The sequence below is a fragment of the Sorangium sp. So ce1335 genome, from assembly GCF_051521615.1.
Lineage (GTDB): Bacteria > Myxococcota_A > Polyangia > Polyangiales > Polyangiaceae > Sorangium.
In genome coordinates, this window is sequence record NZ_CP150363.1 from 4,224,066 (window position 1) to 4,247,686 (window position 23,621).

A 23,621-nucleotide genomic window follows, 5' to 3' on the forward strand; every position below is an offset into this window, starting at 1 on the left:
TGGGGATGAACCCGTCGACGGTGTTGACCTGGTTGTCGTGGCGGTCAGGGCTGCGCCACCTCGACGGACTGCACGTCGAGCTGGATGAGCTGACCGACATAAGGCTCGGGCGCGGGGGCGATGCCGTCCACGACCAGATGCTTGAAGTTGGCGATCTCTATGCCGTTCTGGCCGTCGCCCAGGAAAGACACGGTGGCTCCACCCCGGATTGGAATGGTCTTCGTATGGTCGATGAGGAACGTGTCGTGACCCACGTTGGGGCTGTCGTTGAGGTAATAGACCTCCGGCGGGTCGGAGACAGTGAAGCTGTAGACGTTGTACGTCGCGTCGTCGGGCGTGCCGCCCACGCGAAAGTGCATGCCGTCGGGCGTGCCGCCCCGGTACCTCATCGGCTCGACGACGCCGCGTAGCCGGACCGTCACTTGATAGATCGTGTCGGGCGAGCCGCCGAACGTCCTTGTCTCGTCGACGTGCGCGGACGTCGAGCACTCGTCGCTGCCGCCCGGATCGCGATCGCACGGCATCTCCCAGCGGAAGCCGTCGATGCTGGCGGCCGCGGCGCGCGGGTCTTCGCCGCTGCCGCCGCTGCCGCCGTCCCCGCCGCCGCTGCCGCCGTCCCCGCCGCTGCCGCCGTCCCCGCCGCTGCCGCCGGACCCGCCGGAGCTCGCGCTGCTGGAGGCGCTCGTGCTGGTGGCCGCGTCGGCTCCGCCGCCTGGACCGCCAGCGCCCGTGGAGCTGGAGGTGCCCTGGTCTGTCGGAGGCGGGTCGGCATCGGAGCCACAGGCAAGAGCGACCATCATCACCGGGATCGTAAGAAGAGATACTCTCATGGGATACCACTCCGGCGAGAGCGCCGGTGTAAAGGCTGAAGCTGCCGGACGTCGTCTCGTCCCCATCGAAGCAGCCGGTGTCCCCCCCCGAGGAATGGCTATGTCAGGTTCGTGAGCGGCCCGGTGCAGTACCGCGGGTCACCGAACGTGTCCCGGGTGTCGCCGAACAGATTCAGGATCGAGACGAGGAGGTTGTTGTGCGGGAGGTTCGGGTACCGGACCCAGCGCCCCGTGCGCAGGCCGCCGCCGCCGCCGGCCAGCAGGAACGGCATGTTCGTCTTGTTGTGGCTCGGCGGATCCGAGAGCTCGGAACCGAAGAAGACGACGCTCTCGTCGAGCAGCGAGTGTCCGCCCATGTCGACCTTCTCCATCTCCTGCAGGAGATAGAGGTGCTGCTTTGAATACCAGTTGCAGATGAGCTCGCACTCGTTCGGCTTGAATCCGCCGTCGTGCTGGTAGTAATGGTGGTGCTCGCTCAGGTTGAGCCAGGGGAAGGTGTGCTTCGCCTCGGTGTCGCTCCACTGCAGCGTGCCGACCGCGGTGATGTCGCAGGCGAGCGACATCACCAGCATGTCCATCATGAGCTTGCCGACCTTGGGGATCGCCGCGTCGGTCGAGGTGTCCTTGATCGAGCCGTTGTCCGCCGAGTTGAGCCCCGTGCGCGGGTTGTAGTCGGACGTGTCGACCCGCTCCGGCGCCTTGCACGCGCTCGTCTCGACCGGCACGTTGCTGATGCTCTTCTCGATCTCGCGGATCTTCGTCAGGTGCTGGTCGATCTTCTGCCTGTCGGCGGCGCCGAGCCGCGCGGACAGGGCGGAGTAGCGCCCGTCGAGGAAGTCGAGGATCGATTTCTTCCGCGCGAGGCGGCGGGCGGCATCGTTGCCGGCGCTGGGATCCAACGTGCCGAAGAGCTCGGTGAAGATCTCCACCGGATCGAGGCGCGGCGGGATCGGCTTGTACGGCGCGGCGGTCTCGAAATTCGCGGCGTTCATCGGCGACACCAGGCCGTGGGACTTGCCCGTCGCCCAGCGCACCGCGATCTCGATGCTCGCCTTCGCCTTTTGACCGGCGGAGATCCGCGAGGCGATCACCTGGTCGACGGAGGGCCCGCTGCCGTAGCCGCCGTTCGAGGAGCCCTCCTGCGCCGTGCCCGTGAGCCAGGCGATGATCCCGCTCTGGTGCTGCTCACCGCGCGCGCTCTTCAGGTCGAGGCCGTCGACCACGAGCAGCCGGTCCTGCACCGGCGCGAGCGGCGACAGGATGGGCCCCAGGGTGAAGTTCGTCTCGGTGCCGGTCGGCCGCCAGCGGTTGATCACGGTCCCGCCCGGCGTGTAGACCGAGAGGAAGCGCTTGGCGGGAGCCGGGGCCGCGCGCGCCGTGCGCTCGGGGCCCATGATCTCCAGCCAGGGGAGCGCGATGGCGATGGCGCCAGCACCGCGCAGCACGGCACGTCGGCTCAAGCGAAAGTTCGACATCACCATCACTCCTCTCGGGCAGCCATGTAGTGGAAAGCGTCCGTTTGCGTGAGATCGATCAGGAGCTGCTTCACGTTGTACCCGGACGCCACGAAGGCGGCCGTGATGTCCTTCTTGGTGCAAGCGTCCTCGGAGCCGAGCGTGAGACCATAGCCGTACTCGGCCCAGCGCGTCGCGAAGCAGCTCAGCACGTCCTCGTCCTCGGCGAGCGCCCGCACCAGCTCGATCGGCCCGCTCACCGTGACGTCCGTGCCCGGGACCCCGCCGCTCGCGTCGATCTGCACGTCGTTCTCCGTCGTGCGGAACAGCCCGACCGCGTCGTAGTTCTCGAACGGAAATCCGGCCGGATCCAGGAACTGGTGGCACGCCGCGCAGACCGCATCCTGGCTGTGCTGGCTGTAGCGCTCCCGCGCCGTCGCGCCGGTGTACGGCTCCGGCGGCTTGACCTTCTCCAGGATATCGCCGGTGGGGAGCGGGACCTTCTTGCACATCAGCTTGTTGATCACGAACGAGCCGCGGGTCACGGGGTTCGTCATGTTCGAGTGCGTCGTCCCGGCCATCATGCCCGCCTGGGTGAGGAGCCCGAGGCGCTGGGTCGTGTCGAGCTCTACCTTCTGGAACTCGTCGCCCCTCACGCCGTCGACGCCGTAGAACGCGGCGAGAGGTCCGTTCATGAACGTGTACGGGGCCGTCAAGATGGACGGCCAGGTGCCGGTCCCCTCGAAGATCTCGTGCTCGAGGAAGCGCTGCGTCTCCTCGCGCATGAACGAGCCGATCGTCCGCGAGAAGGTCGGGAACGTCTCCGCGTTGCGCTCCAGGTCCGCGAGGTTGCTGATGGGAAGCAGGTTGTCGAAGAAGAACCGGACGGTGGTGTGAACCCGAGGATCCTCGAGCATGCGCTCGGCCTGGGCGCGCACGCCCTCCTTCGTCGAGAGCTCGCCCGCCCGCGCCGCCATGCGCAGCTCCTCGTCGGGCATCGTTCCCCAGAGCAGGTACGAGAGCCGCGTCGCCATCTCGTCGCCGGTGGGCCGGCGGAGCTCGGGGCGCTCCGGGTCGGGCGTGCCCCATTCGATGCGGTAGAGAAAATCGGGCGACTGGAGCAGCGCCTCGATCACCGTCGCGACGCCGACGTCGAACGTCGCATCCGTCCGCCCGACGCTGTACAGGGCCATGAGCTCGCCCGCCTCGTCGGCGACGAGCGGCCTTCGATAGGCGAGCGGCGCGATCCGCTCGATGATCGTGCGGGCGCACGCCTCCTCGCCCGACGGCGTCACGTTGCGGGCGCACGGGTCGAGCCTCGCGAGCGCCTCCGGGCTGGAGGTCGCGCGCCGGGCGACGCCCTCCGCGACGGTGCTGAGCTGCTCGGCGAGCAGGCTCGAGACCGACAGCGCGTCCGCGTCGTTGCCAAAGCCGTTGCCGACATCCTCGCTCGGCAGCGAGAAGGCTGGCTCGGTCGTGTCGCCGAAGAGGTCGCGAACGGTCTTGTTGTACTCGAAGCGCGTGAGCCGCCGCAGCGGCGCTCGCCCGGGGTGCACGAGGCCGTCGTCGCAGACGAGCGGCTCCACCGTGGTGGGATTCTCGGTGCCAGGCTCGCCCACGCCGCCCGAGCTGCCCGCGTTGCCTGCGTTGCCCGCGCCGCCCACGTTTCCAGTGCAACCGCTGGCCACGATCAACGCGATCGGGACAGCGGACCGAAGGCCTCTGAGACGAAGCGCCTGCTCATGGTTCAAGGATCTATACATCGATGTCGCCCTTCGCCCGCTCTGGGCGCGCTGAAGCCCCATCATCGAACAAACAACATATTTCTTGACGTGCCGTGTCCTGGCGGGCGCGTATCGCCGGTCTGCCCCCAACGAACTGGGACGCGCCGCCCTCGGGCGGCTGACGGATGGAGAGGGATGAGCGAAAGCAGGAGCCAGCGAAGCACCCGTCCGGCAGTAGCGGCTCGCCCTCGGATCGGCTCACCGCAAGAGCGAATACAGCGAAGATGAAGCTTTGCTTTGGGAGCGTAGCCCCGCGGGCGGGCGAGGTGCGGTCTGCGCGCTGCGCAACACGAGGTGCTGGCGGCGTGCTCGCGACGCAGCACCCGGCGGGCGAAGACCGGCCGGAGCGCGCGGAAAACCCTGGCACGGCGCGTGCGATGTCAGGCGGTCGACGTGGGCGTCGACGGGCGCGGGCGAGGACGTCGCCCTGCCGAGAGCGCCCGACAACCCTCTTTTCTCCGGAGCCGTCGCATGAGTGGACTCAGTCTCGTCTTCGATACACCGCAGCTCGCGCAGGACTACGAGGTGCGCAGCGCGGAGCGGCAGTTCCGCCACGGCCAGCGGCTGATCGCCGAGCTCGGCGTGCGCGCGGGCGAGCACGCGCTCGACATCGGGAGCGGCACCGGGCTGCTCGCCGAGCACGTGGCGGGGATCGTCGGGCCGACGGGCAAGGTGCTCGGGATCGACCCGCTGCCGCTGCGGATCGAGATCGCCCAGCGCAAGGCGAAGGCGAACCTCTCCTTCCGGGTCGGCAACGCGTATGCGCTCGACGAGCTCCCCTCGGGCAGCTTCGATGTCGTGTACCTCAACGCCGTCTTCCACTGGCTGCCCGAGAAGACCGAGCCGCTGCGGCAGATCCATCGCCTGCTCAAGCCGGGGGGGCGGGTCGGGCTCACGACGGGCGCGAAGGACCACCCGAACAGGCTCCAGGCCATCAAGCGGCAGGTGCTGTCGCGCGAGCCGTACGCGCGTTATCCGGAGTCCCAGGCGGGCACGCCCCACTGGGTCACGGCCGAGGAGCTCTCGCAGCTGCTCACCGGCGCGGGCTTCGCCGTGCAGAAGATCGAGGCGCAGGAGAACGTCCACTACCAGCCTGACGGGCGCGCGGCGATCGCCTTCTCGCAGGCGAGCTCGTTCGGCAACTTCCTCGGCCACCTGCCGGAGTCGCTGCGCAACCAGGCCATCGAGGACATCCAGCGCGAGCTCGAGGCCTTCCGGACGCCCGCGGGCATCCGGCTCGAGGGGAAGCGGCTCTTCGCCATCGCACACAAGCCCGCGTCGCACTGAGAAGCCCACCCGGCCGAGCTCCACGTCGCGGCGCGATGGCGCCGCGTGGACGGGCCGATCCTTGCCAACAGGAGAACTCCGCATGAGCGCCACAGTGAACCAGAGCAGCAATGTCCTCGAGATCGTGCCGGTCGCCGGCCGGATCGGCGCGGAGGTGCGCGGCGTGCGCCTCTCGGCCGATCTCGACCCCGCGACGGCGAGCGAGATCCGCAAGGCGTGGCTGCGTTACAAGGTGATCTTCTTCCGGAACCAGCACCACCTCGACGACGCCGGTCAGCAGACGCTCACCGCGCTGTTCGACGGCAAGCCCGTCGCGCACCCGACGGTCCCTGTCGTCCAGGGGACCGACTACATCCACGAGCTCGACTCGCGGTACGGCGGCCGCGCGAACTCGTGGCACACCGACGTCACGTTCGTCGACGCGTACCCGAAGGCGTCGATCCTCCGGGCGCTCGCGATCCCGGCGTACGGCGGCGACACGGTCTGGGCCAACACGGTCGCCGCGTACCAGGATCTGCCGCCGGCGCTGCGCGAGCTCGCGGACAAGCTGTGGGCCGTGCACAGCAACGAGTACGACTACCAGGCGCGGAAGCCGCAGTCGTCGGCGGACGACGTGCGGCGGTACCAGGAGGTGTTCACGTCGACGGTCTACGAGACGGAGCACCCGGTGGTGCGCGTCCACCCCGAGACGGGGGAGCGGTCGCTGCTGCTCGGCCACTTCGTCAAGAACCTCCTCGGCGTGTCGTCGTTCGACTCCGCGCACCTGTTCCAGGTGCTCCAGGAGCACGTGACGCGCCTCGAGAACACCGTGCGATGGCGCTGGGCCGTGGGCGACGTGGCCATCTGGGACAACCGCGCGACCCAGCACTACGCGATCAACGATTACGGCGATCAGCTCCGCGTCGTGCGCCGGGTGACGGTGGACGGCGACGTGCCCGTCGGCGTCGACGGCCGGCGCAGCTTCACCCGCAAGAAGGCGCCGCGCGCGCCCGCGGCGAGGAGCGAGAGCGCCGGCGTCGCGGCGGCCTCCGTGGCGGCTGCCACGGCGTAGCGACCCGATCGCGGGAGGAGAGCGCGAGGACGCCGTCGCCGCGGTGGACGTCGACGTCCACCACGGCGACGGGCCGGACGTCGAGCCCGGCGCGCGGCGCCGCAGGGGCCCAGGTTTCCGGGGCGCGGCGCCGGGGTCGGCGGCCGGTGACGGATGGGTCCTTGACGGCGGGGATCGCGTGCGCTTCATCAGCGGCGGAGGAGTGCCGCGTGGAGACAGCGAGCAAGCGCGACGACGCCAGGGGTCGAGAGCAGAATACGGCGCACGTCGTGGTGATCCTGCTGCTCGTGGCCTTCGGCGTGCTCGCGCTGCCGTGGATGGTGCTGCGCAAGCTGGAGGACCGCGCGCTGCCGCCGCCCGGCGGCGTGGCCGCCGGCGTCACGGCCGAGGACCTCGCCCAGGGCGGTAAGATCTATTACCGCTCGTGCACGAGCTGCCACCAGGCGAGGGGGGAGGGGAAGCCCGGCCGCTACCCGCCCCTCGTCGGCGCGTCGTGGCTGCTCGAGGACGCGGAGACCCCGATCCGGATCACGCTGCTCGGCGCCGCCGGCCCGATGGAGGTGAACGGCGTTGTCTACAACGACGTGATGCCCAACCACGGGGTGACGCTCACGGACGAGGAGATCGCGCTGGTGCTCACCTACGTCCGATCGAGCTGGGGGAACAGCGCGCCCGCGATCACGAAGGACGACGTCGCGCGGGTGCGCGCCTCGCTGGGCGACCGGCAGGCGCCGTGGGCGGGCGGCGCCGAGCTCGAGGCGGCCAGGGCGACGCGGGTCCTGCGCTGAGGCCGGGGCTCGGCGTCGCCGGCGGGGGGGCCGCGACCGGCGGGAGCGGCGACGCCGCGGCGACCGACGCGAAGTCGTCATGATCGCCTGATCATGCCCTGCGGGCGCGCGGGGCTCGCGTCCCGCCTCGGTGCGAGAGGGGCATTCGTCGTGCATGGGCCTGCGCCTCGTCCGATTCCCTTGCCGACGAGGTCCTCGATGAACACAGCACATGCCTTCCGTCTCGCGCTCGCCCATCGCCTCTTCGCCCTGCTCGCGCTCCCCGCCGCGGGCGCCTCCGCCGGTTGCTTCCAGACGAGCAGCTGTCCCGACGATCGGGAGCCCGTTCCGCGGGTGGCCTGCTTCGCGTGGCCGCAGGAAGGCGCGGGCGGCGCAGGCGGCGGCGCTGCGGGCGGTGCGGGCGACGGTGGTGCCGGCGGGGGCGAGCCGCTCGTGTGCCCCTCGCGGCCGGAAGCAGAGGAGATCCTCGATCGAACACAGTTCGCGTCTCACGCCGTCAGGAGCGACGGGACCTTCGAGGACGGCCAGTGCTGCTATCAGGCCCACGTCCTCTCGATATGCGAGGGGCGCCCTTACCTCGTCGAGGAGGCGGCGCGGACCGCGCCCGCCGTGCGCGCCCGCCGCGACGCCGGGTGGGGCTCGGCGGAGGCCATGACCCCGGGGGTCGGCGACCTGGCCGCCGAGGTGCGGGAGGCGCTGGCCGCGGCGTGGACGCGCGACGCGCTCTTCGAGCACGCGTCCGTCGCCTCGTTCGGCCGCTTCGCCCTCGAGCTGCTCGCCGCGGGCGCGCCGGCCGGCCTCGTGGAGGACGCGCACCGCGCCGCGCTCGACGAGGCCCGCCACGCGCGCCTCTGCTTCGCGCTCGCGAGCGCCTACGCTGGCGAGGCGATCGCGCCCGGCGCGTTCCCGTTCGACGGGCGGGTCGAGGTCGACGCGGATCTCGCGTCGATCGCGGCGCGCGCCGCGAGGGAGGGCTGCATCGGCGAGACGGTCGCGGCGGTGATCGCGGCCGAGGAGCTCGGCGCCGCGGAGGACCCGGCGGTGCGGAGCGCGCTCGCGATCATCGCCGCGGACGAGGCGCGGCACGCGGAGCTCGCGTGGCGCGCTGTTGCGTGGGCGATCGGCGCTGGCGGCGAGCGCGTGCGCGCGGCGGTGGAGGAGGTGTTCGCCGGGCTCGCGCGCGCGGCTGTGGAGAGCGTGCGCGAGGGGGAGGACGGGAGCGCGAACGGCGCGGCGCTCGCGGCGCACGGGCGGTTCGGGGCCTCGGCGCGCGCCGAGGCGGCCGCGCGCGCGATCGCGGAGGTCGTGCGGCCGGCGGCGAGGTTGCTCCTGGCGCGGCGCGCGGACGGCGCGGCCGCGAGCGCGACGGCCGTCTGAACCCAGGGATCCCTTCGGTTCACGGCGCCGCGTCGCGCCCGCGTCCCCGTCGTGCGCGTGGTGTTTGGTGACGCGTCGTGCGGCCAGAGCAACCAACGGCTTGAACCCGGCGGAAACGAGCAGAACGCCGAACCGCCAAGACGCCAAGACAGTGTCTTCTTCTTGGCGTCTTCGGCGTCTTGGCGGTTCATTTCTCGCTCGCTCAACGTGAGCGTTGTTCTAGCCTGGGGCCATGTCCGACCTGCTCGTCAACATCGATGTTCCGGCGCTCGACCCTGCCATCGCGTTCTATACGCGCGCGCTCGGCCTGCGCGTCGGGCGCCGGTTCGGCGCTTCGTTCGTCGAGCTGCTCGGCGCGGCGGCGCCGATCTACCTTCTGGTGAAGCCGGCTGGCAGCGAGCCCGCCGTCGGTGCGCCCCCGCGCGACTACCGGCGCCACTGGACACCGGTCCACCTCGACTTCGTCGTCGACGATCTCGAGGCCGCCGCGCGTCGTGCGCAGGAGGCGGGCGCGGTCCCCGAGGCGGACATCGAGGTGGCCGCGTGGGGGCGCATGCTGCGCCTGGCCGATCCCTTCGGCCACGGCATCTGCCTTCTTCAGTTCAGCGGCCGCGGCTACGACGAGATCGCCACCCCGGACTGAGCGCGGCGCGCGTGCGGCGCCAGGCCGGCATCGCCCACGCGGCCAGCGTCGAGGGCGCCCCCATCCGGCCTGACGTTGGCGCCGGCGCGCGCGCACGCCGGGGTCATGTGACCTCCAGCCCGGCGGCCTGCCTCGCCGCAGCCCCACACGGCCCCGAAGCCGTCAGGTTTGCAAGCAGCGATCTCAGGATCGAAACCCCTCAGGCCGATCCTTACGGGTAACTCCGCGAATTGAATAAAGCGAGCCCCTGGCCCGCGTCCTGCTAAGCAGGGATGCCAGAGCGCCTGTGACGGCTTCCCCCCCCGCCGTCGAACGGGCGCTCTGTTTTTTGTGCGCCGGAACGGCCGGCGAGCATCGCCGCCGGGAGCGCCCGGCCGGCTCCCGGTCAGGGCGGCTACGGGTCGGCGGTGACGAGCGCGATGGCGAAGCCGTCGTACCCCTTGCTGCCCACGGTCTGGATCGCCGTCGCGCTCACGCGCGGCTCGACGGCGAGCAGCTCGGCGAGGCGCCGCGCCCCCTGGACGTTGGGGTCGGCGCTCTCCGGGTCGGCCACCGCTCCCTTGCGCACGACGTTGTCGACGACGATCACGCTGCCGCGGCGGGAGAGCCTCAGCGCCCACGCGAAGTAGTCGGGATTGCTCGGCTTGTCGGCGTCGATGAAGATGAAATCGAAGGGGCCGCGGCCCTCGGCGGCGAGCGCGGGCAGCGTGTCCAGCGCGCGCCCGAGGCGCACCTCGACGACGCCGGTCAGGCCGGCGCGCTCGAGGTTGGCGCGGGCGACGTCGGCGTGCTTCGGGTTCGATTCCAGCGTGATCAGGCGGCCGCCGGCAGGCAGCGCCCGCGCGAGCCAGATCGTGCTGTACCCCCCGAGCGTGCCGATCTCGAGGATGGCGCGCGCGCCCTGGATCCGCGCCAGGAGGTGCAGTAGCTTGCCCTGGTTCGGCGCGACGTTGATCGCCGGCAGGTCGGCCGCGGCGCTCGCCTCGAGCGCCGCGTCCAGCGCTGCGTCCGCCGGGACGAGCAGATCGGTGAGGTAGCGATCGACGGCGAACCACTGCTCCTGAGCCATGTCTCCTCCTCGGCGGCGACCACGGCCGCCTCGCACACGTGCGCTGCGCGTCAGGCCGGTGCAAAGTTGCACTGGTGATAGAATCGAGCGTCTGGAAGGGGGCTCCCTGCCAGGCTCATTGCTGGATGCGCATCCGTTATAACAGATGGTCGCGGCGGGGCATACCCTCCGCGCTGGCGCCGTGGAGCGCGCCTACCGCGGCAGGAGGACCCGGACGTCCCAGGGCGCGAGGTCCAGCGCGAGGGAGCGGCCCTGGAGCCGCGCGGCGGCGCCGCTCAGGCCGTCGCGAAGGCCGCCTCGCGCGTGGCGGGCGAACGGCTCGGGGACGACGAGGCGCTTCCGGGTCGGTCGATCGCTGAAGTTCAGGACCACGAGCGCGAAGCGCGACGCGTCGTCGCCGTGCCGGAGGTAGGCGAGGACCTCGTCGTCCGCCCCCGCGTGCACGGTGAGGAAGCCCGGCGCCCGGAGCGCCGCCGTGGAGCGCCGGAGCCGGATGAGCCGCTCGTAATGGCGGGCGAGCGGGCCGCGCGCGGGCCGTGAGACGGGCGAAAGGCCGCCGTAGGGCTCGTACGCGGCGCCGAGCTCGTCGAACGCGTAGATGCACGGGATCCCCGGCAGCGTGAGCAGCGCGGCGGCCGCGACGCGCGTCATGCCCGGTCCGTGGCGGGTGATGAAGCGGGCGCCTGTGTCGTTGTTGTTGATGAACCGCAGCGTGCGCTCGGGGCGCGGGGCGCGCGCCGCTGTCGCGGAGAGCGCCGCGGCGAGCCGCGCCGCGACGCCGTCCGGCGCGCTGAACACGTCCTCCCAGGCCCAGTGTCCGAGATCCTCGGTCCAGTCGTAGGCCGCGTCGAAGCCGTTGTGCAGGTAATACGGGTCGCGCGCGGAGGCCTCGGCGAGGAGCGCGAGGTCCGGGCTCACGCGCCGGAGCTCCTCTGCCCAGGTGGACCAGAGCGCGCTCCGCCGGTCCTTGATGCCCCACGCTGCGTCGACGCGATAGCCGTCGATGCCGAACCGCCGCACCCAGTGGAGCGACACCTCGAGCATCCAGCGCTCGACCTCGGCGTTGTCGTAATTCAGGTTCGGCAGGTGCTCCCAGTCGAAGTAATGGGTGGGCTCGCCGCCGGCGTCGCGATCGTAGAAAGCGAACGTGTGAAAGCGGCCTTTGCGCTGCTCGGCTTGCCGGAAATACGGGTGCTCGGCCGATGTGTGGTTCGGCACGAGATCGAGCAGCACCCGGATGTTGCGCCGGTGCGCCTCGTCGACCAGCTCGCGGAGATCGCGCTCCGTTCCGTAGTCGGGCCGCACGGTGAAGTAATCGGTGACGGCATACCCGAAGTCGCCTGGCGGCGCGCCGAAGAGCGGAGATAGCCAGATCGCGGTGATGCCGAGCTCCTCGAGCGCGGGGAGGGCGGCGCGGACGCTCTCGAGCGGTGGGTCGCCGAAGAAGGGCGGCACGACGCCGTAGAGGATGGCGTCGTCGATCCACGCCCGCGCGTCCGTTCCCGCGGCTGCGTCGGTGGGGGGCGCGACGCGGGCGGCGTCGCTGCGGCCGCGCTCGTCGCGCACCCGGAGCTCGACAAGGGCCGGATCGGCCGGGTCCGGCGCCGGCAGCTCGAGGCGAGCGCCCACGCCGAGCCGCTCCGGCGCCGCGGGATCGCGCAGCCGGAGCCACTCGAAGGCGACGATCTCGGCGCGCGACAGCTCGCTGGGCTCGCTGCTCGCCCCGTCGAGGACGAGCTTGCCGTCGGCCCAGGTGGCGCGGGCGCGGGCCTTCGGCGCGTCGCGCAGCTGGACGTCGTAGGTGACGGGCGGAGAGGCCAGGTCGCCCGCGCTCGTCTCCCGGCAGCGCGCGGCGATCTCGTTCTCGCCCTCGAGCAGCGGGACGTCCGCGGAGAACTGCCGCTGCCCGGTCGCAGCGGGGATCTCGCGGTGGCCCACGCGGACCACGCAGTCCTCGAGCGCCCCCGGCCCGGCGAGGGCGCCCTGGATGCGCGCGCCAAAGGCCCAGACGTCGGCGTCGCCGGCGTGGAGCTCCAGCCGGGGCTGCGCCGCGCGCGACGGGCGCGGCGACGGGGAGGTCGCCGCCGACTCGCACGACGACGCCGCCGAGAGCAGCGCCGCGGCCCCCACGAGCGCGGCGAGCGGCCGCGGGCCCCGCGCCGGACTGCGGGGGGGCCGTCGCCGGACACGCGCGCTCGCGTCGAGCGGCGCGGATTCGCAGGGTCGCAGGGAAGAGGTGGCGAGTCGATCGACAAGGCGTCTCAGCATGGCGCGGCGCGGGAAGCGGGGGAGCCCTTGTATTCCGGAACAGCCCCATCGGTTCGTCGCAGCGCGGGAGGAGCAGAGTTTTTATGTCGTGATTTCCTCCGTCTCCTCGGGCCTGCGTGCCGCGGCCAACAGCGCGCGTCGCGCGCGCGGGCCGCGTCGCCCTGTGTGCGCCGGTGCACAGGAGGCGTGGCGCGCGCTACGCGGCGCGGAGCGCGCGGCGCTCGCGGGCGCGCAGGGCGATCGGGACCCCGCCCGCGGGGCCCAGCGTGACGTTGCGGCGCGCGGGGCGGGGAGGCCGCTCGTCGAGCAGGTGGAACTGCCACGCCGAGAGCGCCGTGCCGAGCACGATCTTCAGCTCGAACATCGCGAAGGCGGCGCCGATGCAGCGGCGGTTTCCGCCGCCGAAAGGCAGGTACTCGAACGGAGAGAACCTGCGTTCCAGGAAGCGCTCGGGCCGGAAGCGGGAGGGCTCGGGGTAGAGGTCGGGGCGGTTGTGTACGAGCAGGATGCAGGCCGCGACGCCCGTCCCCGGCTGGAGCTCGTGCTCGCCGAGGCGGAACGGCCGCGCGACGAGGCGCGGGACCTCGGTGACGATCGGGTGCAGGCGCAGCGCCTCCTTGCACACCGCGTCGAGGTAGGGCAGGGCGGCGAGGCGCTCGGGGTCGGGCTCGGCGCCGAGGGCGTCGATCTCGTCGCGCAGCCGCGCGAGGACGTCAGGGTGGCGGTGGACGTGGTCCAGCGCCCAGGCGAGGGCGAGCGCGGTCGTCTCGTGCCCGGCGAACAGCAGCGTGCGGAGCTCGTCGAAGATGGCCTGATCGCTCATGGCCGACCCGTCGTCGTAGCGGGCCGAGAGGAGGAGGCTCAGGATGTCGTCCCCCGGCGCCGCGCGCGCCCGCGCGATCTGGTCGCGGAAGAGCGCCTCGAGGGCCTCGACGCGCCGGCGGAAGCGCGCGTAGGGGCCGAGGCCGCCGAGCTCGCGCTGGAGCAGCGGCAGGAAGGCGAGCGCCGGGGTCACCGCGTCGCCCATGGCGACGACCGCGCGGGCGAACGCGCGCGTCCGGTTCGGCTCCTCCACGCCGAAGACGGCGCGGATGATGACGTCGAGGGAGATCGCCTGCGTGACCTCCTGGGCGACGGCGCGGGGCGCGCGCGCCGCCTCGGCGAGGCGACGGGCGGCGGTGTCCGCCATGATCGCCGCGTAGGCGCGCATGCGATCGCCGTGGAACGGCGGCGTCAGCAGCTTCCGCTCGCGCCTGTGGCGCTCGCCGGAGAGCACGAGGAGCGAGTGCTCTCCGAGGAGGGGTGCGACCGACTTGACCGCGTAGGGGACGAACGTCTCCGGCGGCGCCGTCATCACGTCCTGCACCGACGCGGCGCTGCCGGCGATCACGACGTCGCCGTTGTACATCGGCATGTTGAAGACGTCGCCGTAGGTGTCGGCGCACCGGAACAGGAACTCGACCGGACGCGCGAGGAACTTGTAGGTCGTACGGAGTCGGCCCTGCGGGCCTCGGGGAAGGTGGCTCATGGCGTACCTCGGGAGGAGCTCGCCCGGCGGCGCGCGGCGCCTCACCGGGAGCGATGAAACGATGGGCACGGCGCGGCGCCGCGGCAGCGGCGAGGGGCGCCAACGTTGCGACGGATCGCGCCAGGCCCGAAATTCTGATTCGATGGTCATCGAAACAGCTTGACGGGCGCGGCGCCGCGCGGCAGATCTGGTTCGATGGCCATCGAACCGGATTCTCCGGCGCGCGCGCTGGGCGTCGAGGCGCGCGTCGGCGTGCTCAAGGCGCTGGCGGACGCGTCACGGCTCCAGGTGGTGAGCGCCCTGCTCGGGCGGCCTCATTGCGCCGAGGAGCTGGCCGAGCGGCTGGGGCGCTCGGCCTCGACGGTCTCCTTCCACCTCCGGAAGCTCGACGAGGCCGGGCTCGTGACGAAGCGAAAGACCCAGTATTACCAGGTCTATGCCCTTCGCGACGACCTGCTGCGCCTCACGCTGAAGGAGCTCGTCGCGCTGCCGTCCGCGAGCGACGGCCCCGCGCAGCGCCGCGCGGAGCGATCCAAAAACCAGGTGCTGCGCGCCTACTTCCGCGGGGGCGTGCTCGTCCAGATGCCGAAGCAATGGCGCAAGCGGCGCCTCGTCCTCGAGCAGTTCGTTGGCAGGTTCGAGGCGGGCCGGTGCTACCGGGAGCAGGAGGTGAACGAGATCATCCACGCCCTGTACCCCGACCACTGCACGATCCGGCGCATGCTGATCGACGAGGGCTACATGGCGCGCGACGGCCAGATCTACAGGCTGATCGAGGCAGGGACGACGACACCCGAGGTGGAGACCAGGACACCCGAGGCGGAGACGAGGACACCCGAGGCGGAGACAATGACGCCAGGGGCAGGAGCGAGGAAGGCGGGCGTGAGCGAGATGGAGACGCGCAAGGAGCTGAAACGGCAGTACCTCGAGACCCCGAAGCAGGCGGGGATCTTCCAGATCAAGAACAAGGTGAACGGCAAGGTCCTGCTCGGCAGCAGCACGAACCTCCACGGGCCGCTCAACAAGCATCGTTTCATGCTGTCGAACGGCATGCACATGAACCGGGAGCTCCAGGGGGACTGGAAGCAGCACGGCCCTGACGCCTTCACGTTCGAGGTGCTCGAGGTCGTGCGGCAGAAGGACGAGCCGGGGTTCTCCGTGTCGGACGAGCTCACCCTGCTCGAGCAGATCTGGCTGGAGAAGCTGTCGCCCATGGCGCCGCACGGCTACAACACGGAACCGCGGATCCGCGAGTGAGCCAGCGCCGCGGCGCCCGAGGAGGCGCCCTTACGCGACCACCGGGCCGGGCGATCAGGGAGTCCAGAGCAGGACGGCCAGATCGCCTGTCTCGCCCCGGGTGACGAGGAGGTCGGGGTGAGCGTCGCCGTTCATGTCGGCGACGTTGAGCGAGAGCAGCTCGGAGCCGATCTCGATGGCGGGGTCGGGGAGGAACGCCTCGCCCTCGCCGATCAACACCTGCACGCTGTCCCCCTGGAGGACCAGCACGTCGTCGCGGTCCCCATCGCCGTCGAAGTCGGTCACCACGGGCGACAGGAGGGACGCCTCGTACGTGAAATCCTGCCGGGAGAAGGTCGTCGCGTCGCCCGCGCCGAGCAGCAGCGAGAGGGACGTGTAGAGCACCCCGACAAGGTCCTGGTTGCCGTCCGCGTCCAGATCGCCGGTCGCGATGGCGTAGGCTCCGGTGTTCGCCACCGTCACGGGCGTTGTGAACGTCCCGCCCCCCTCGTTGCGGATCACCGCTGTGGACTGCAGCTCCGCGTCCTGCTGCCCGCCCGCGAGGTCGAGCTCGCCGTCGCCGTCGAGGTCGACAAACGCTGGCGCGTCGAGCGCGCGCACGGTGTCGCCGGTGAAGCTGCCGCCCTCGTCCCGCCGGATCAGCCAGGCGTACAGCTCGGAGCTCTGGGAGGCGTAGATCTCGGCGAGGCCGTCGCCGTCGAGATCGCCCAGCGCGGCGTACGCCATCATCGGCTCGTAGAAGCCGTTGTCGGACAGCTCCAGCGCCACGACCGGAGGCCCGAACGTCCCGTCGCCGACCCCGGGGTAGACCTCCACCGCGGGGCACGGGAACGCGTCGCAGCCCCTGATGGTCACCAGGTCGAGGGCCGGGTGCGCATCCATCGCGGCCAGGAAGACGCCCGAGGGGGCGCCGCCGAGCGCGACGGTGTCGACGAGCTCGAGCGCGCCGTCGCCCGCGTTGCGCAGCGCCACGGCGGACGCGCCCTCGACGCCCGCCAGGACGACGTCGTTCGCGCCGTCGCCGTCGATGTCGCCGACGGCCACGAGGCGCGCCTTGTCCCCGTCGCTCACAGAGTAGGCGCCCGCCAGAACGTATTCCCCCTCGCCCGTGCCCACGTCGTCTTCATCCTCGGGCGGTGTAGGGTCTGTCGGATCCGTCGTGTCTGTCGGGTCGGTCGGCTGCGTGGGCTCTGTGGGCTCTCTCGGTCGCGTCGCCTCGTCGCTGCACCCGCCCAGCATGCAGCCCAGCGCAACGAGAGCTCCCTGGATCATCCTCGTCTTCGCACGCATCGTCCGCACCTCTCCTCGGTACGGTACTATACCCACGCGCGTCCGGTCGAGCGACAATGGACTGGATGTGTGGACATCGTCCATGCATGAACCGAAGGTCCCTGTCGACATCTCGTGCCTGGGACAGCTTCGGCGGCTCGAGTCCGGAGGCCCGACGTGCTCGCGCGCGTGCCGCCATGGCGAGAGCGAGCGTCGCGAGGACGACGACGTCGAGCCCGGGCCGGCGCGCCGCGACGGCACACCCGCCCGCCATCGGCGGCTCGCCGACCGGAGGCTCGGACGAAGCGACCTCGGCAGAGCTCGACACACCCGAGTCCGCTCCGCCCACTCCCGTGCTCGATATATCGACGCTCGTTCCCGCGCGCGCGCCCGGGGAGGACGCGCCCGCTCCGCCTGCGCCGCCATGGCCGTCAAAGGAGCCCACTTGGACCGCGTCGCCGTCGCCGGCGAAGGAGATCACGTCGCCGGCGAAGGAGCCCGCTCCGCCTGCGCCGCCGCCAGAGCCGCCCTCGCCGCCTGCCCCGCTCGACCCGTCGTCGACGAGGAACAACGTGTTCCCGATGACCACGTACCATGCGCCATCGAACCAGCGCGCGTGTCCCAGCTGCGAGCTGATGTCGCGCGGAGCGGCTCCCGGAGCGCCGAGGTAGCGTCTCGGCGGGTTGAGGAACATCACCTCGCCGGCGTCGCTGATGCCGCCGTGGCCGCGGCGCCCAGGCGGGTCGGCGAGCCGGCTGGCGGTGGCGAAGAAGCTGAGCTGGTGCTTCTCGCCGGTCGGGGTCCGCAGCCAGACCTGCTCCGAGCGGAACGTGCCCTGGAGAAAAGCGATGTAGCCGTCGTGGATCTGGTAGGCGGCCGTCTCGGTACCTCCGGGTGGCGGGAGCGGAGCGACGCCGAGCGGCACCTCGCCGGACGGGGTGACCACGAGCGTCTGGTACACGTTGTCCTGGATATGTTTCGTGAAGACCACATTGAGCCCGTCGGTCGCGGGACGCGTGATCTTGTCTCCGCTCCTCACCAGCAGCGTGCTCGTCCCAGCCATGTGCTTGTAGAGCCACGAGCGGGGGTCGGCATAGGTGAGGAGCCCGTTCTGGGCAACATCGAAGTTGAACGGTTCCAGGGCGGTGCCGAGCACGAGCTCGTCGGTGCCCGACGCCAGGTTGCGCAGGTACGTGCCGGCGCCCGAATAAGCCATGTAATCGCCGCTCACGGACGCGATGACGCCGTGCTCCGCCAGCCTCAGCAGCGCGCCGTCTCGCCACTCGTACACGGCGGGCGACCGGTTCGAGCCGTCGGGCAGCACCGGCACCTCCATCACGGCGCCGGTGCGGGTGAGGAACGCTCTCAAGGAGTCGTCGAACCTGTACGGATAGGGCACCGTCATGAACGGCGTGATGGCCCGCGTCGACCGATCGAGCACGGCGAGCTGCATCTCTGGGGTGACGAACAGGATGCGCGATGCATCGAAGTCGAGGATGCGGCCGGGGACTTCATCGACCGCCGTGAGCAGCGGGCTGGCCTCGACGTAGACCCTGGGGCCCCGGAGCCTCTGGCTTGTCCAGATGTCCACCGCGCCGAACCGCAGATCGATGGGCTTGCCGTCGAACGCGCTGAGGTCGACGACGGTGTCGACGGCCGGGGTGCCCCGTGCGAGCTCGACCGTGGTCCGCGTCCCGTCCTGGATGTCTGCGAAGACCTGGACGAGGCAGTCCTCGGGGTGATCATCGACGCAGCTCGCGGCGACCCGGAGCATCGGATGGGCGACGATCTCGTGCTTCGGCGCCAGGATCTGGACGGTAGGCCGAGCGTCGATGAACACCGCGCGCTGCGCGGACGCGCTGGCGCCCGCGACGTCGGTCGCCGTGACGGTCAGGACGTGCTCGCCGTGCGGAACCCCGAAGACCGAGATGTCCGCCTCGTAGATGGGGCCGCCGGTGTTCGTAAGGAGCGCGGAGCCCCCGCCGAGCTGCGCCAGCACACGTGCCACCTGGAGCGTGGAGCTCACCTCGGCGCGGACGTGGACCGCCTGGTCATACCGTCGGCTCGTCAAGGGCTCCACGATGTTCACTGCGACGGCAGCCCACGCCGCGCGCGCGGGCAGCATCGCGAGCGCGCAGACCAGCGAAATCAGCAGAACGCGGATGTATCGCATGTTTCTCCTCACCTCATGTCCCTCTGGTGCGTACCTTCGCGTAGGGTTCGGGGGATCCTCGGAGCTCGGTCCTTGCGTGAGCGGCGCCGAGCGCGATGGGCGCTCCGGGCGCCGCCTCCGGGACCCTCAGGGGTCAAACGTGGCGACGAACACGTCGGTGCCCCCCGCGTGGGGGATCGGGCCAGTCCCGAGGTCCACCGATCCCTCGGCGGTGCCGGTGACAGCGATCATGCCTGTCGGAGAGATGGCGATGTCCCTCGCGCTCGCGTCGAAGTCGCTCGTCCAGAGCACGGTCCCGCTCGCGTCGAGCCTGGAGAGCCCGTCCGCGGCGACGAGGATGTCGCCGGCGGGATCCAGGGCGATCGTGTCGCCGTGGGGGATCGAGCGGCTGAAGACATGCTGGCCCGCGGCGTCCAGCTTGATGAGCATCGGCCCCGCGGGGAGCACGCCGCCGCCGAAGTCGACGGTCCCGTCTGTGTAACCGGTCACGAGGATCTCGTTCGCGGCGTCGACCGCCATCGCCCGGGCCGATGCGCCGATGCCGGTCCCGGGCTGATTCGCGAGCGGGGGGCCGAACTGGCGGCTCCAGAGCTCGCCGCCGGTCGGGGTGAGCTTCCGGACGGTGAACTGATGCACGCAGGGGCAGGACGGGACAGGGGTGATGGACGGGGTCGTCGTGATCACGTCGCCGGCGCTGTCGATCGCGAGGAGCACATCATCGCTCTGCAGCTCGTGGTTCGGGTGGCGCGGGACCGCGGGCGCGAGCTGTTGACTCCAGAGGATGTCGCCTGTGGCCGCGTCCAGCTTTGCCATGGAAGCAGCGTCGTCCCTTGCCGGGACGACGAACGTTACATACGGGTTGCCGAGAGCGTCGACGGCCAGTTGCCTGAAGGGCTGGTGCATGACCGCGCCGGACCAGACCGATGCGCGGCTCCAGATGTGGTTCCCCTCGGGGTCGAGCTTTGCGACGAAGATCGCTTCACCGCCGTCAGCGGACAGAAGCTCGCAGCCGCCGAAGCTCATGCCCACCATGGGGTTGGTGCGATGGGTGCCGGCCACCAGGACGTTGCCGCTGCCATCGACGACGACGGCGCGGCCGGCCTGGTCCAAGATGCCGCCGAATCGCTTGCTCCAGAGCAACGCGCCGGCGGGGTCGAGCTTGAGTAGGAAGACATCCCGCTCGCCGGCGCTGGTCATGGGGCCGTCGCCGAAGTCGATGGTGCCCTCGAAGGAGCCGATGACGTAGTAGTTGCCGGCGGCGTCGCTCGCGATCGAAGATCCCTCGTCGGCGCCGGTGCCGCCGTACCCCCGCGACCACGGCGGCCGCGGACGACAATCGGCGTCGCCGTCGCAGCTCTCGTCCTCGGGCGTCGCGCACACCTCTCCGGTGGGCGTCACCTCGCCGACGCATGGACCGTACCCAGCTCCGTCGGGGAGACATGTCTGCGTACCAGCAGCGCAGCGCCCGACGCCTCGGGTCCCGACGGGGCCGGTGTAACACGCGACGAACGAGCCGGGCACGCACGCCGCAGGCGGGGCGCCGCCGGCAGAGCCGCTGCCATCGCCGCCCGGGCCTGTGCCGCCGCTGCCGTCGTCGCCCCCGCCGCTCGTCGGCGGGTTGAAGGTGGCAATGTAGGCGTCGGAAAGCCCGCCATAGGCTATCGGGCCGGTCCCGAAGTCCACCGGGCCCCTCGCGCGGCCGGTGACAGCGACCGTGCCGTTCGGGGACAAGGAAATATCCTGCACATCGGCATCGAAGTTGATAGACCAGAGCTCCGTCCCGCTCGCGTCGAGCTTCGCCAGGCCGCGCCCGGCGACCACCAGGTCCCCCGCAGGATCGATCACGATCCTGTGGCCGTAGCGGATCGGGCGGCTGAAGATGTACTCGCCTGCGGTGTCCAGCTTGACGAGGACCTGGCCCTCGGGGAGGGTTCCGCTGCCGAAGTCGATGGATCCATCCGTCGTGCCCGAGATGTAGATATCGTCCGCCGCGTCGATCGCCACCGCGTGCCCCGTCCCGCCTCTGTCGATCGAGCTGGTCAGGAACGATCGCTGCCAGAGCACATCGCCCGTCGGAGCGTACTTCGAGACGAGGAACGTGCGCGGAGTAAGATAGGCAGCCACCACCACCACCGGGTTGCCGGCGCTGTCCAGCGCGAGCCGCGCATTTCCGGGGACCCTTTGCGTCCAGAGGAAGGCCCTTGTCGCGGCGTCCAGCTTGGCGAGGTGGACGGACGAGGACTGGATGTAGACGATGTACATGTCGCCGCGAGCATCGAGGGCGATCTGCTCGACGGACTCGATGCTCCTCAGTTCATGGAAACCATCGCTCCAGATGCGGTTGCCGTCTGGATCGAATTGGGCCATGAAGAAAGAGGTGTCTTCGACGGGGATGTAGCACCCGTCCAGCTCGGGGCCCAGGTCTGGGAACCAGTCGACCACGCCGGTAAGGAAGACGTTGCCGCTCCCGTCGACGGTCACGGCGCCTGCGTGCTCGTTCCCGCGGCTCCCGATGTGCTTGCTCCAGAGCACCGAACCCGAAGGATCGAGCTTGAGAAAGAAGATATCCGACTGTCCGGCGCTGGTCAGAGGGCCGGCACCGAAGTCGACGGTTCCGCTGAACGTGCCCGAAACATAGTAGTTGCCGGCTGCGTCGCTCGCGATGGAAAAGCCGTCGTCGAACCCTGCGCCGCCAAACCCCCGCGCCCACGGCGGCGACTGAGAGCAGTGGGGCTCGCCATCGCAGCTCTCGTCCTCGGGCGTGGCGCAGCGCTCCTCCGCGGGCGTCACGTCGCCTGTGCACGCGCCATAGCCGAAGCCGTCCGGACGGCAGGTCTGCGTCCCGGGAGCGCAGCGCCCCACGCCGCTGGTCCCGGCAGGACCGGTGTAGCAGGCGACGACCGATCCCGGCACACACGTGCCGTCCGCGCCGCCGCTTCCCGTCGAGCCGCCGCCGGTGCCGGTGGAGCCGCCGTCGCCGCCGGTGCCGGTGGAGCCGCCGTCGCCGCCGGTGCCGGTGGAGCCGCCGTCGCCGCCGGTGCCGGTGGTGCTGCCGTCGCCGCCGGTGCCGGTGGAGCCGCCGTCGCCGCCGGTGCCGGTGGCGCCGCCGTCGCCGCCGGTGCCGGTGGTGCTGCCGTTGCCGCCCGTGCCGGTGGAGCCGCCGTCGCCGCCCGTGCCGGTGGCGCCGCCGCCGCCGCCCGTGCCTGTGGCGCCGCCGTCGCCGCCGGTGCCTGTGGCGCCGCCGTTGCCGCCCGTGCCGGTGGCGCCGCCGTCGCCGCCGGTGCCGGTGGCGCCGCCGCCTTCCGCGGTGCCGCCGGTGCTCCCCCCCGGAGAGCCGCCGCTGCCGCCTGTGCCTGCTGCGTCTCCGCTGCCGCCGCCGATGGGGTCGCACGCGCTGAGGCTGCCAAGGGCCGCGATAGTCACGACGAACGAGGCGCGGAGGCGCCCCCTTGAACTCGAACCATGACGTCCAGAGCCTTCGGTCATGCCGCCTTCGTTGCTCCGCAGGAGCGCCGCATTCACCCCGTGGTCGACGGGCTCACGGCCCTCGAGGCAGCGCGCGCCGACGTCACGTGTCCATGAATCGTCGGTGAGGGCGCCGGAGCCCAGCCGCTCCCGCCCCGCATCGCCGGGCGGCGCGGCGCTAGCGGGCGCTGGTGCGCCTGTACTCGCCCGGCGTGGTGCCGGTCCAGCGACGGAAGCTGCGGTAGAAGTGGCGCGGCTCGCCGTAGCCGAGCAGAAAAGCGATCTCCTGGAGCGCGAGATCGCGCCGGCGCACGAGGTCGAGCGCCTTTCGCCGCCGGACCTCGTCGAGCTGCGCCGTGAACGACGTGCCGAGATCCTTGAGGGCGCGCTGGAGCGAGCGCGTGCTCATGCCCAGCGAGCGCGCGACCCCCTCCTGGTCCACGTCGCCGCCGTCGAGCCGCTCGTCGATGCGGGCGCGCACGCGCGCGTCGAGGGGCGCGGTGCTCGCCATGGGCGCGGTGCAGGCCGGCGCCGCGCGCGCGGCGAGGAGGTGCTCGGCGTGGCGGACAAGATAATCGCGGACGAGCGGATCCGCGCCCACGACCGGCGCGTCGAGCACGGGCGCGTGGTAGACGAGGCCCGTCGCGCCCGCCTCGAAGCGCGCCGGGGCGCCGAGCGCCTCCTCGTAGAGCGACGGCGGATGCCGGCGGGGGTGGCGGAACATGGCCTCGATCGGCCGCGCCGCGCCGCCCAGGTAGAGCGCGATGAAGCGCGCGAGCGCCGCGATCATCATCTCGATCGGCTCGGCCATGGCAACGACGCGCGGGTCGTGCTCGAGCGCGAGGTGGGCCACATCGCCGCGCTCCTCGACGGTGATGAGGAGGTGCGGATCCATGAGCCGGCAGAAGCGGCCATAAGCGGCCACCCCCTGCCGCAAACTCTCGCTGTGGCGGAGGACGTGCCCGACGATGCCCACGACCGAGACCGGGATCCTGCGCGCGTACTGGAGCCCGAGCGGCTCGCCGGGGAAGCGCTGGAGCAGGAGCTCCCAGAGCGAGAAGAGCGACGCATACGGCACGAGCTCGTCGGGCGAGGCGAGCGTCTCGGGCGCGATGTCAGCGGCGCGGAGGAGATCGTCGCGCGGCACGCCGCGCGAGGAGGCGAACGCGATGAGCGCCGCGGGGAGGGATGCGAAGACGACGTCGCCGTCGAACATGGCGTGCGCCGAGGATAGCGCATGCGCCCGAGGCGCTGGCCGACCACGGACGCGTCATGAAGCCCGCGGGGCACGCCGTTCGGAACGAAGCTGTCTGGTCGCGCCGCGGACGAGCGCGGCCGCGACTCGCTCGCTCTGCGACGGGAGCCGCGTTCCTCGACC

At 71.4% G+C, this 23,621-nt stretch carries 16 protein-coding genes; 6 read left to right on the forward strand and 10 right to left on the reverse strand.

The features are described 5' to 3' along the window. Nucleotides 1-44 precede the first annotated feature (44 nt). From WMF24_RS15615 to WMF24_RS15625, 3 genes are all read right to left on the reverse strand, one after another. Nucleotides 45-800 carry a hypothetical protein gene (locus WMF24_RS15615; RefSeq protein ID WP_437737201.1) on the reverse strand — a complete coding sequence of 252 codons (756 nt, stop codon included), beginning with the start codon at nt 798-800 and terminating at the stop codon, nt 45-47. Nucleotides 801-928: 128 nt separating this feature from the next. Then, a complete protein-coding gene (locus WMF24_RS15620; protein WP_437737202.1) occupies nt 929-2,311 on the reverse strand; it encodes a DUF1552 domain-containing protein in 1,383 nt (460 codons plus the stop codon). Beyond that, nucleotides 2,311-3,972 carry a DUF1592 domain-containing protein gene (locus WMF24_RS15625; protein WP_437737203.1) on the reverse strand — a complete coding sequence of 554 codons (1,662 nt, stop codon included), beginning with the start codon at nt 3,970-3,972 and terminating at the stop codon, nt 2,311-2,313. Before WMF24_RS15625 ends, WMF24_RS15620 begins: the two co-directional genes overlap by 1 nt. Before the next feature lie 567 nt (nt 3,973-4,539). Between WMF24_RS15625 and WMF24_RS15630 the strand changes: the two genes are divergently transcribed. From WMF24_RS15630 to WMF24_RS15650, 5 genes are all read left to right on the forward strand, one after another. After that, complete coding sequence (locus WMF24_RS15630; RefSeq protein ID WP_437737204.1) at nt 4,540-5,355, forward strand: class I SAM-dependent methyltransferase; 816 nt, start codon at nt 4,540-4,542, stop codon at nt 5,353-5,355. 82 nt (nt 5,356-5,437) lie between these two features. After that, the gene (locus tag WMF24_RS15635; RefSeq protein ID WP_437737205.1) at nt 5,438-6,406 is read left to right on the forward strand and encodes a TauD/TfdA dioxygenase family protein; all 969 of its coding nucleotides are present in this window, start codon (nt 5,438-5,440) and stop codon (nt 6,404-6,406) included. A 209-nt stretch (nt 6,407-6,615) separates the two neighbouring features. Further along, a complete protein-coding gene (locus WMF24_RS15640; RefSeq protein WP_437737206.1) occupies nt 6,616-7,194 on the forward strand; it encodes a c-type cytochrome in 579 nt (192 codons plus the stop codon). A 198-nt stretch (nt 7,195-7,392) separates the two neighbouring features. After that, a complete protein-coding gene (locus WMF24_RS15645) occupies nt 7,393-8,571 on the forward strand; it encodes a ferritin-like domain-containing protein (RefSeq protein ID WP_437737207.1) in 1,179 nt (392 codons plus the stop codon). A gap of 232 nt (nt 8,572-8,803) precedes the next feature. Then, nucleotides 8,804-9,214, forward strand: coding sequence for a VOC family protein (locus tag WMF24_RS15650; protein ID WP_437737208.1), 411 nt, complete (start codon nt 8,804-8,806; stop codon nt 9,212-9,214). Nucleotides 9,215-9,608: 394 nt separating this feature from the next. Here the strand turns inward: WMF24_RS15650 and WMF24_RS15655 are convergent, their stop codons facing one another. From WMF24_RS15655 to WMF24_RS15665, 3 genes are all read right to left on the reverse strand, one after another. Next, nucleotides 9,609-10,283, reverse strand: a complete 675-nt coding sequence (locus WMF24_RS15655; protein WP_437737209.1) for an O-methyltransferase — start codon at nt 10,281-10,283, stop codon at nt 9,609-9,611. Nucleotides 10,284-10,475: 192 nt separating this feature from the next. After that, complete coding sequence (locus tag WMF24_RS15660) at nt 10,476-12,413, reverse strand: alpha-amylase family glycosyl hydrolase (RefSeq protein ID WP_437737210.1); 1,938 nt, start codon at nt 12,411-12,413, stop codon at nt 10,476-10,478. Between the two features lie 334 nt (nt 12,414-12,747). Continuing rightward, nucleotides 12,748-14,079: a cytochrome P450 gene (locus WMF24_RS15665; RefSeq protein ID WP_437737211.1), complete on the reverse strand. Its 1,332-nt coding sequence runs from the start codon at nt 14,077-14,079 to the stop codon at nt 12,748-12,750. Between the two features lie 195 nt (nt 14,080-14,274). Between WMF24_RS15665 and WMF24_RS15670 the strand changes: the two genes are divergently transcribed. Further along, nucleotides 14,275-15,336: a metalloregulator ArsR/SmtB family transcription factor gene (locus tag WMF24_RS15670; protein ID WP_437737212.1), complete on the forward strand. Its 1,062-nt coding sequence runs from the start codon at nt 14,275-14,277 to the stop codon at nt 15,334-15,336. 54 nt (nt 15,337-15,390) lie between these two features. Here the strand turns inward: WMF24_RS15670 and WMF24_RS15675 are convergent, their stop codons facing one another. The 4 genes from WMF24_RS15675 to WMF24_RS15690 form a co-directional block, all read right to left on the reverse strand. After that, a complete protein-coding gene (locus WMF24_RS15675; protein ID WP_437737213.1) occupies nt 15,391-16,452 on the reverse strand; it encodes an FG-GAP repeat domain-containing protein in 1,062 nt (353 codons plus the stop codon). 7 nt (nt 16,453-16,459) lie between these two features. Beyond that, entirely contained in the window at nt 16,460-18,778 is a 2,319-nt protein-coding gene (locus tag WMF24_RS15680; protein ID WP_437737214.1) for a hypothetical protein, read from the reverse strand. Nucleotides 18,779-18,904: 126 nt separating this feature from the next. Then, the gene (locus WMF24_RS15685) at nt 18,905-22,264 is read right to left on the reverse strand and encodes a hypothetical protein (RefSeq protein ID WP_437737215.1); all 3,360 of its coding nucleotides are present in this window, start codon (nt 22,262-22,264) and stop codon (nt 18,905-18,907) included. 157 nt (nt 22,265-22,421) lie between these two features. After that, nucleotides 22,422-23,459 carry an AraC family transcriptional regulator gene (locus tag WMF24_RS15690; RefSeq protein WP_437737216.1) on the reverse strand — a complete coding sequence of 346 codons (1,038 nt, stop codon included), beginning with the start codon at nt 23,457-23,459 and terminating at the stop codon, nt 22,422-22,424. Between the last annotated feature and the right edge of the window lie 162 nt (nt 23,460-23,621).

Coding starts and splice junctions, on each gene's coding strand:
- WMF24_RS15615 (WP_437737201.1), bottom strand. CDS start 800: ATGATGGTCGCTCTTGCCTGTGGCTCCGATGCCGACCCGCCTCCGACA.
- WMF24_RS15620 (WP_437737202.1), bottom strand. CDS start 2,311: ATGGTGATGTCGAACTTTCGCTTGAGCCGACGTGCCGTGCTGCGCGGT.
- WMF24_RS15630 (WP_437737204.1), top strand. CDS start 4,540: ATGAGTGGACTCAGTCTCGTCTTCGATACACCGCAGCTCGCGCAGGAC.
- WMF24_RS15635 (WP_437737205.1), top strand. CDS start 5,438: ATGAGCGCCACAGTGAACCAGAGCAGCAATGTCCTCGAGATCGTGCCG.
- WMF24_RS15645 (WP_437737207.1), top strand. CDS start 7,393: ATGAACACAGCACATGCCTTCCGTCTCGCGCTCGCCCATCGCCTCTTC.
- WMF24_RS15650 (WP_437737208.1), top strand. CDS start 8,804: ATGTCCGACCTGCTCGTCAACATCGATGTTCCGGCGCTCGACCCTGCC.
- WMF24_RS15655 (WP_437737209.1), bottom strand. CDS start 10,283: ATGGCTCAGGAGCAGTGGTTCGCCGTCGATCGCTACCTCACCGATCTG.
- WMF24_RS15665 (WP_437737211.1), bottom strand. CDS start 14,079: ATGAGCCACCTTCCCCGAGGCCCGCAGGGCCGACTCCGTACGACCTAC.
- WMF24_RS15670 (WP_437737212.1), top strand. CDS start 14,275: ATGGCCATCGAACCGGATTCTCCGGCGCGCGCGCTGGGCGTCGAGGCG.
- WMF24_RS15680 (WP_437737214.1), bottom strand. CDS start 18,778: ATGCGATACATCCGCGTTCTGCTGATTTCGCTGGTCTGCGCGCTCGCG.
- WMF24_RS15685 (WP_437737215.1), bottom strand. CDS start 22,264: ATGACCGAAGGCTCTGGACGTCATGGTTCGAGTTCAAGGGGGCGCCTC.
- WMF24_RS15690 (WP_437737216.1), bottom strand. CDS start 23,459: ATGTTCGACGGCGACGTCGTCTTCGCATCCCTCCCCGCGGCGCTCATC.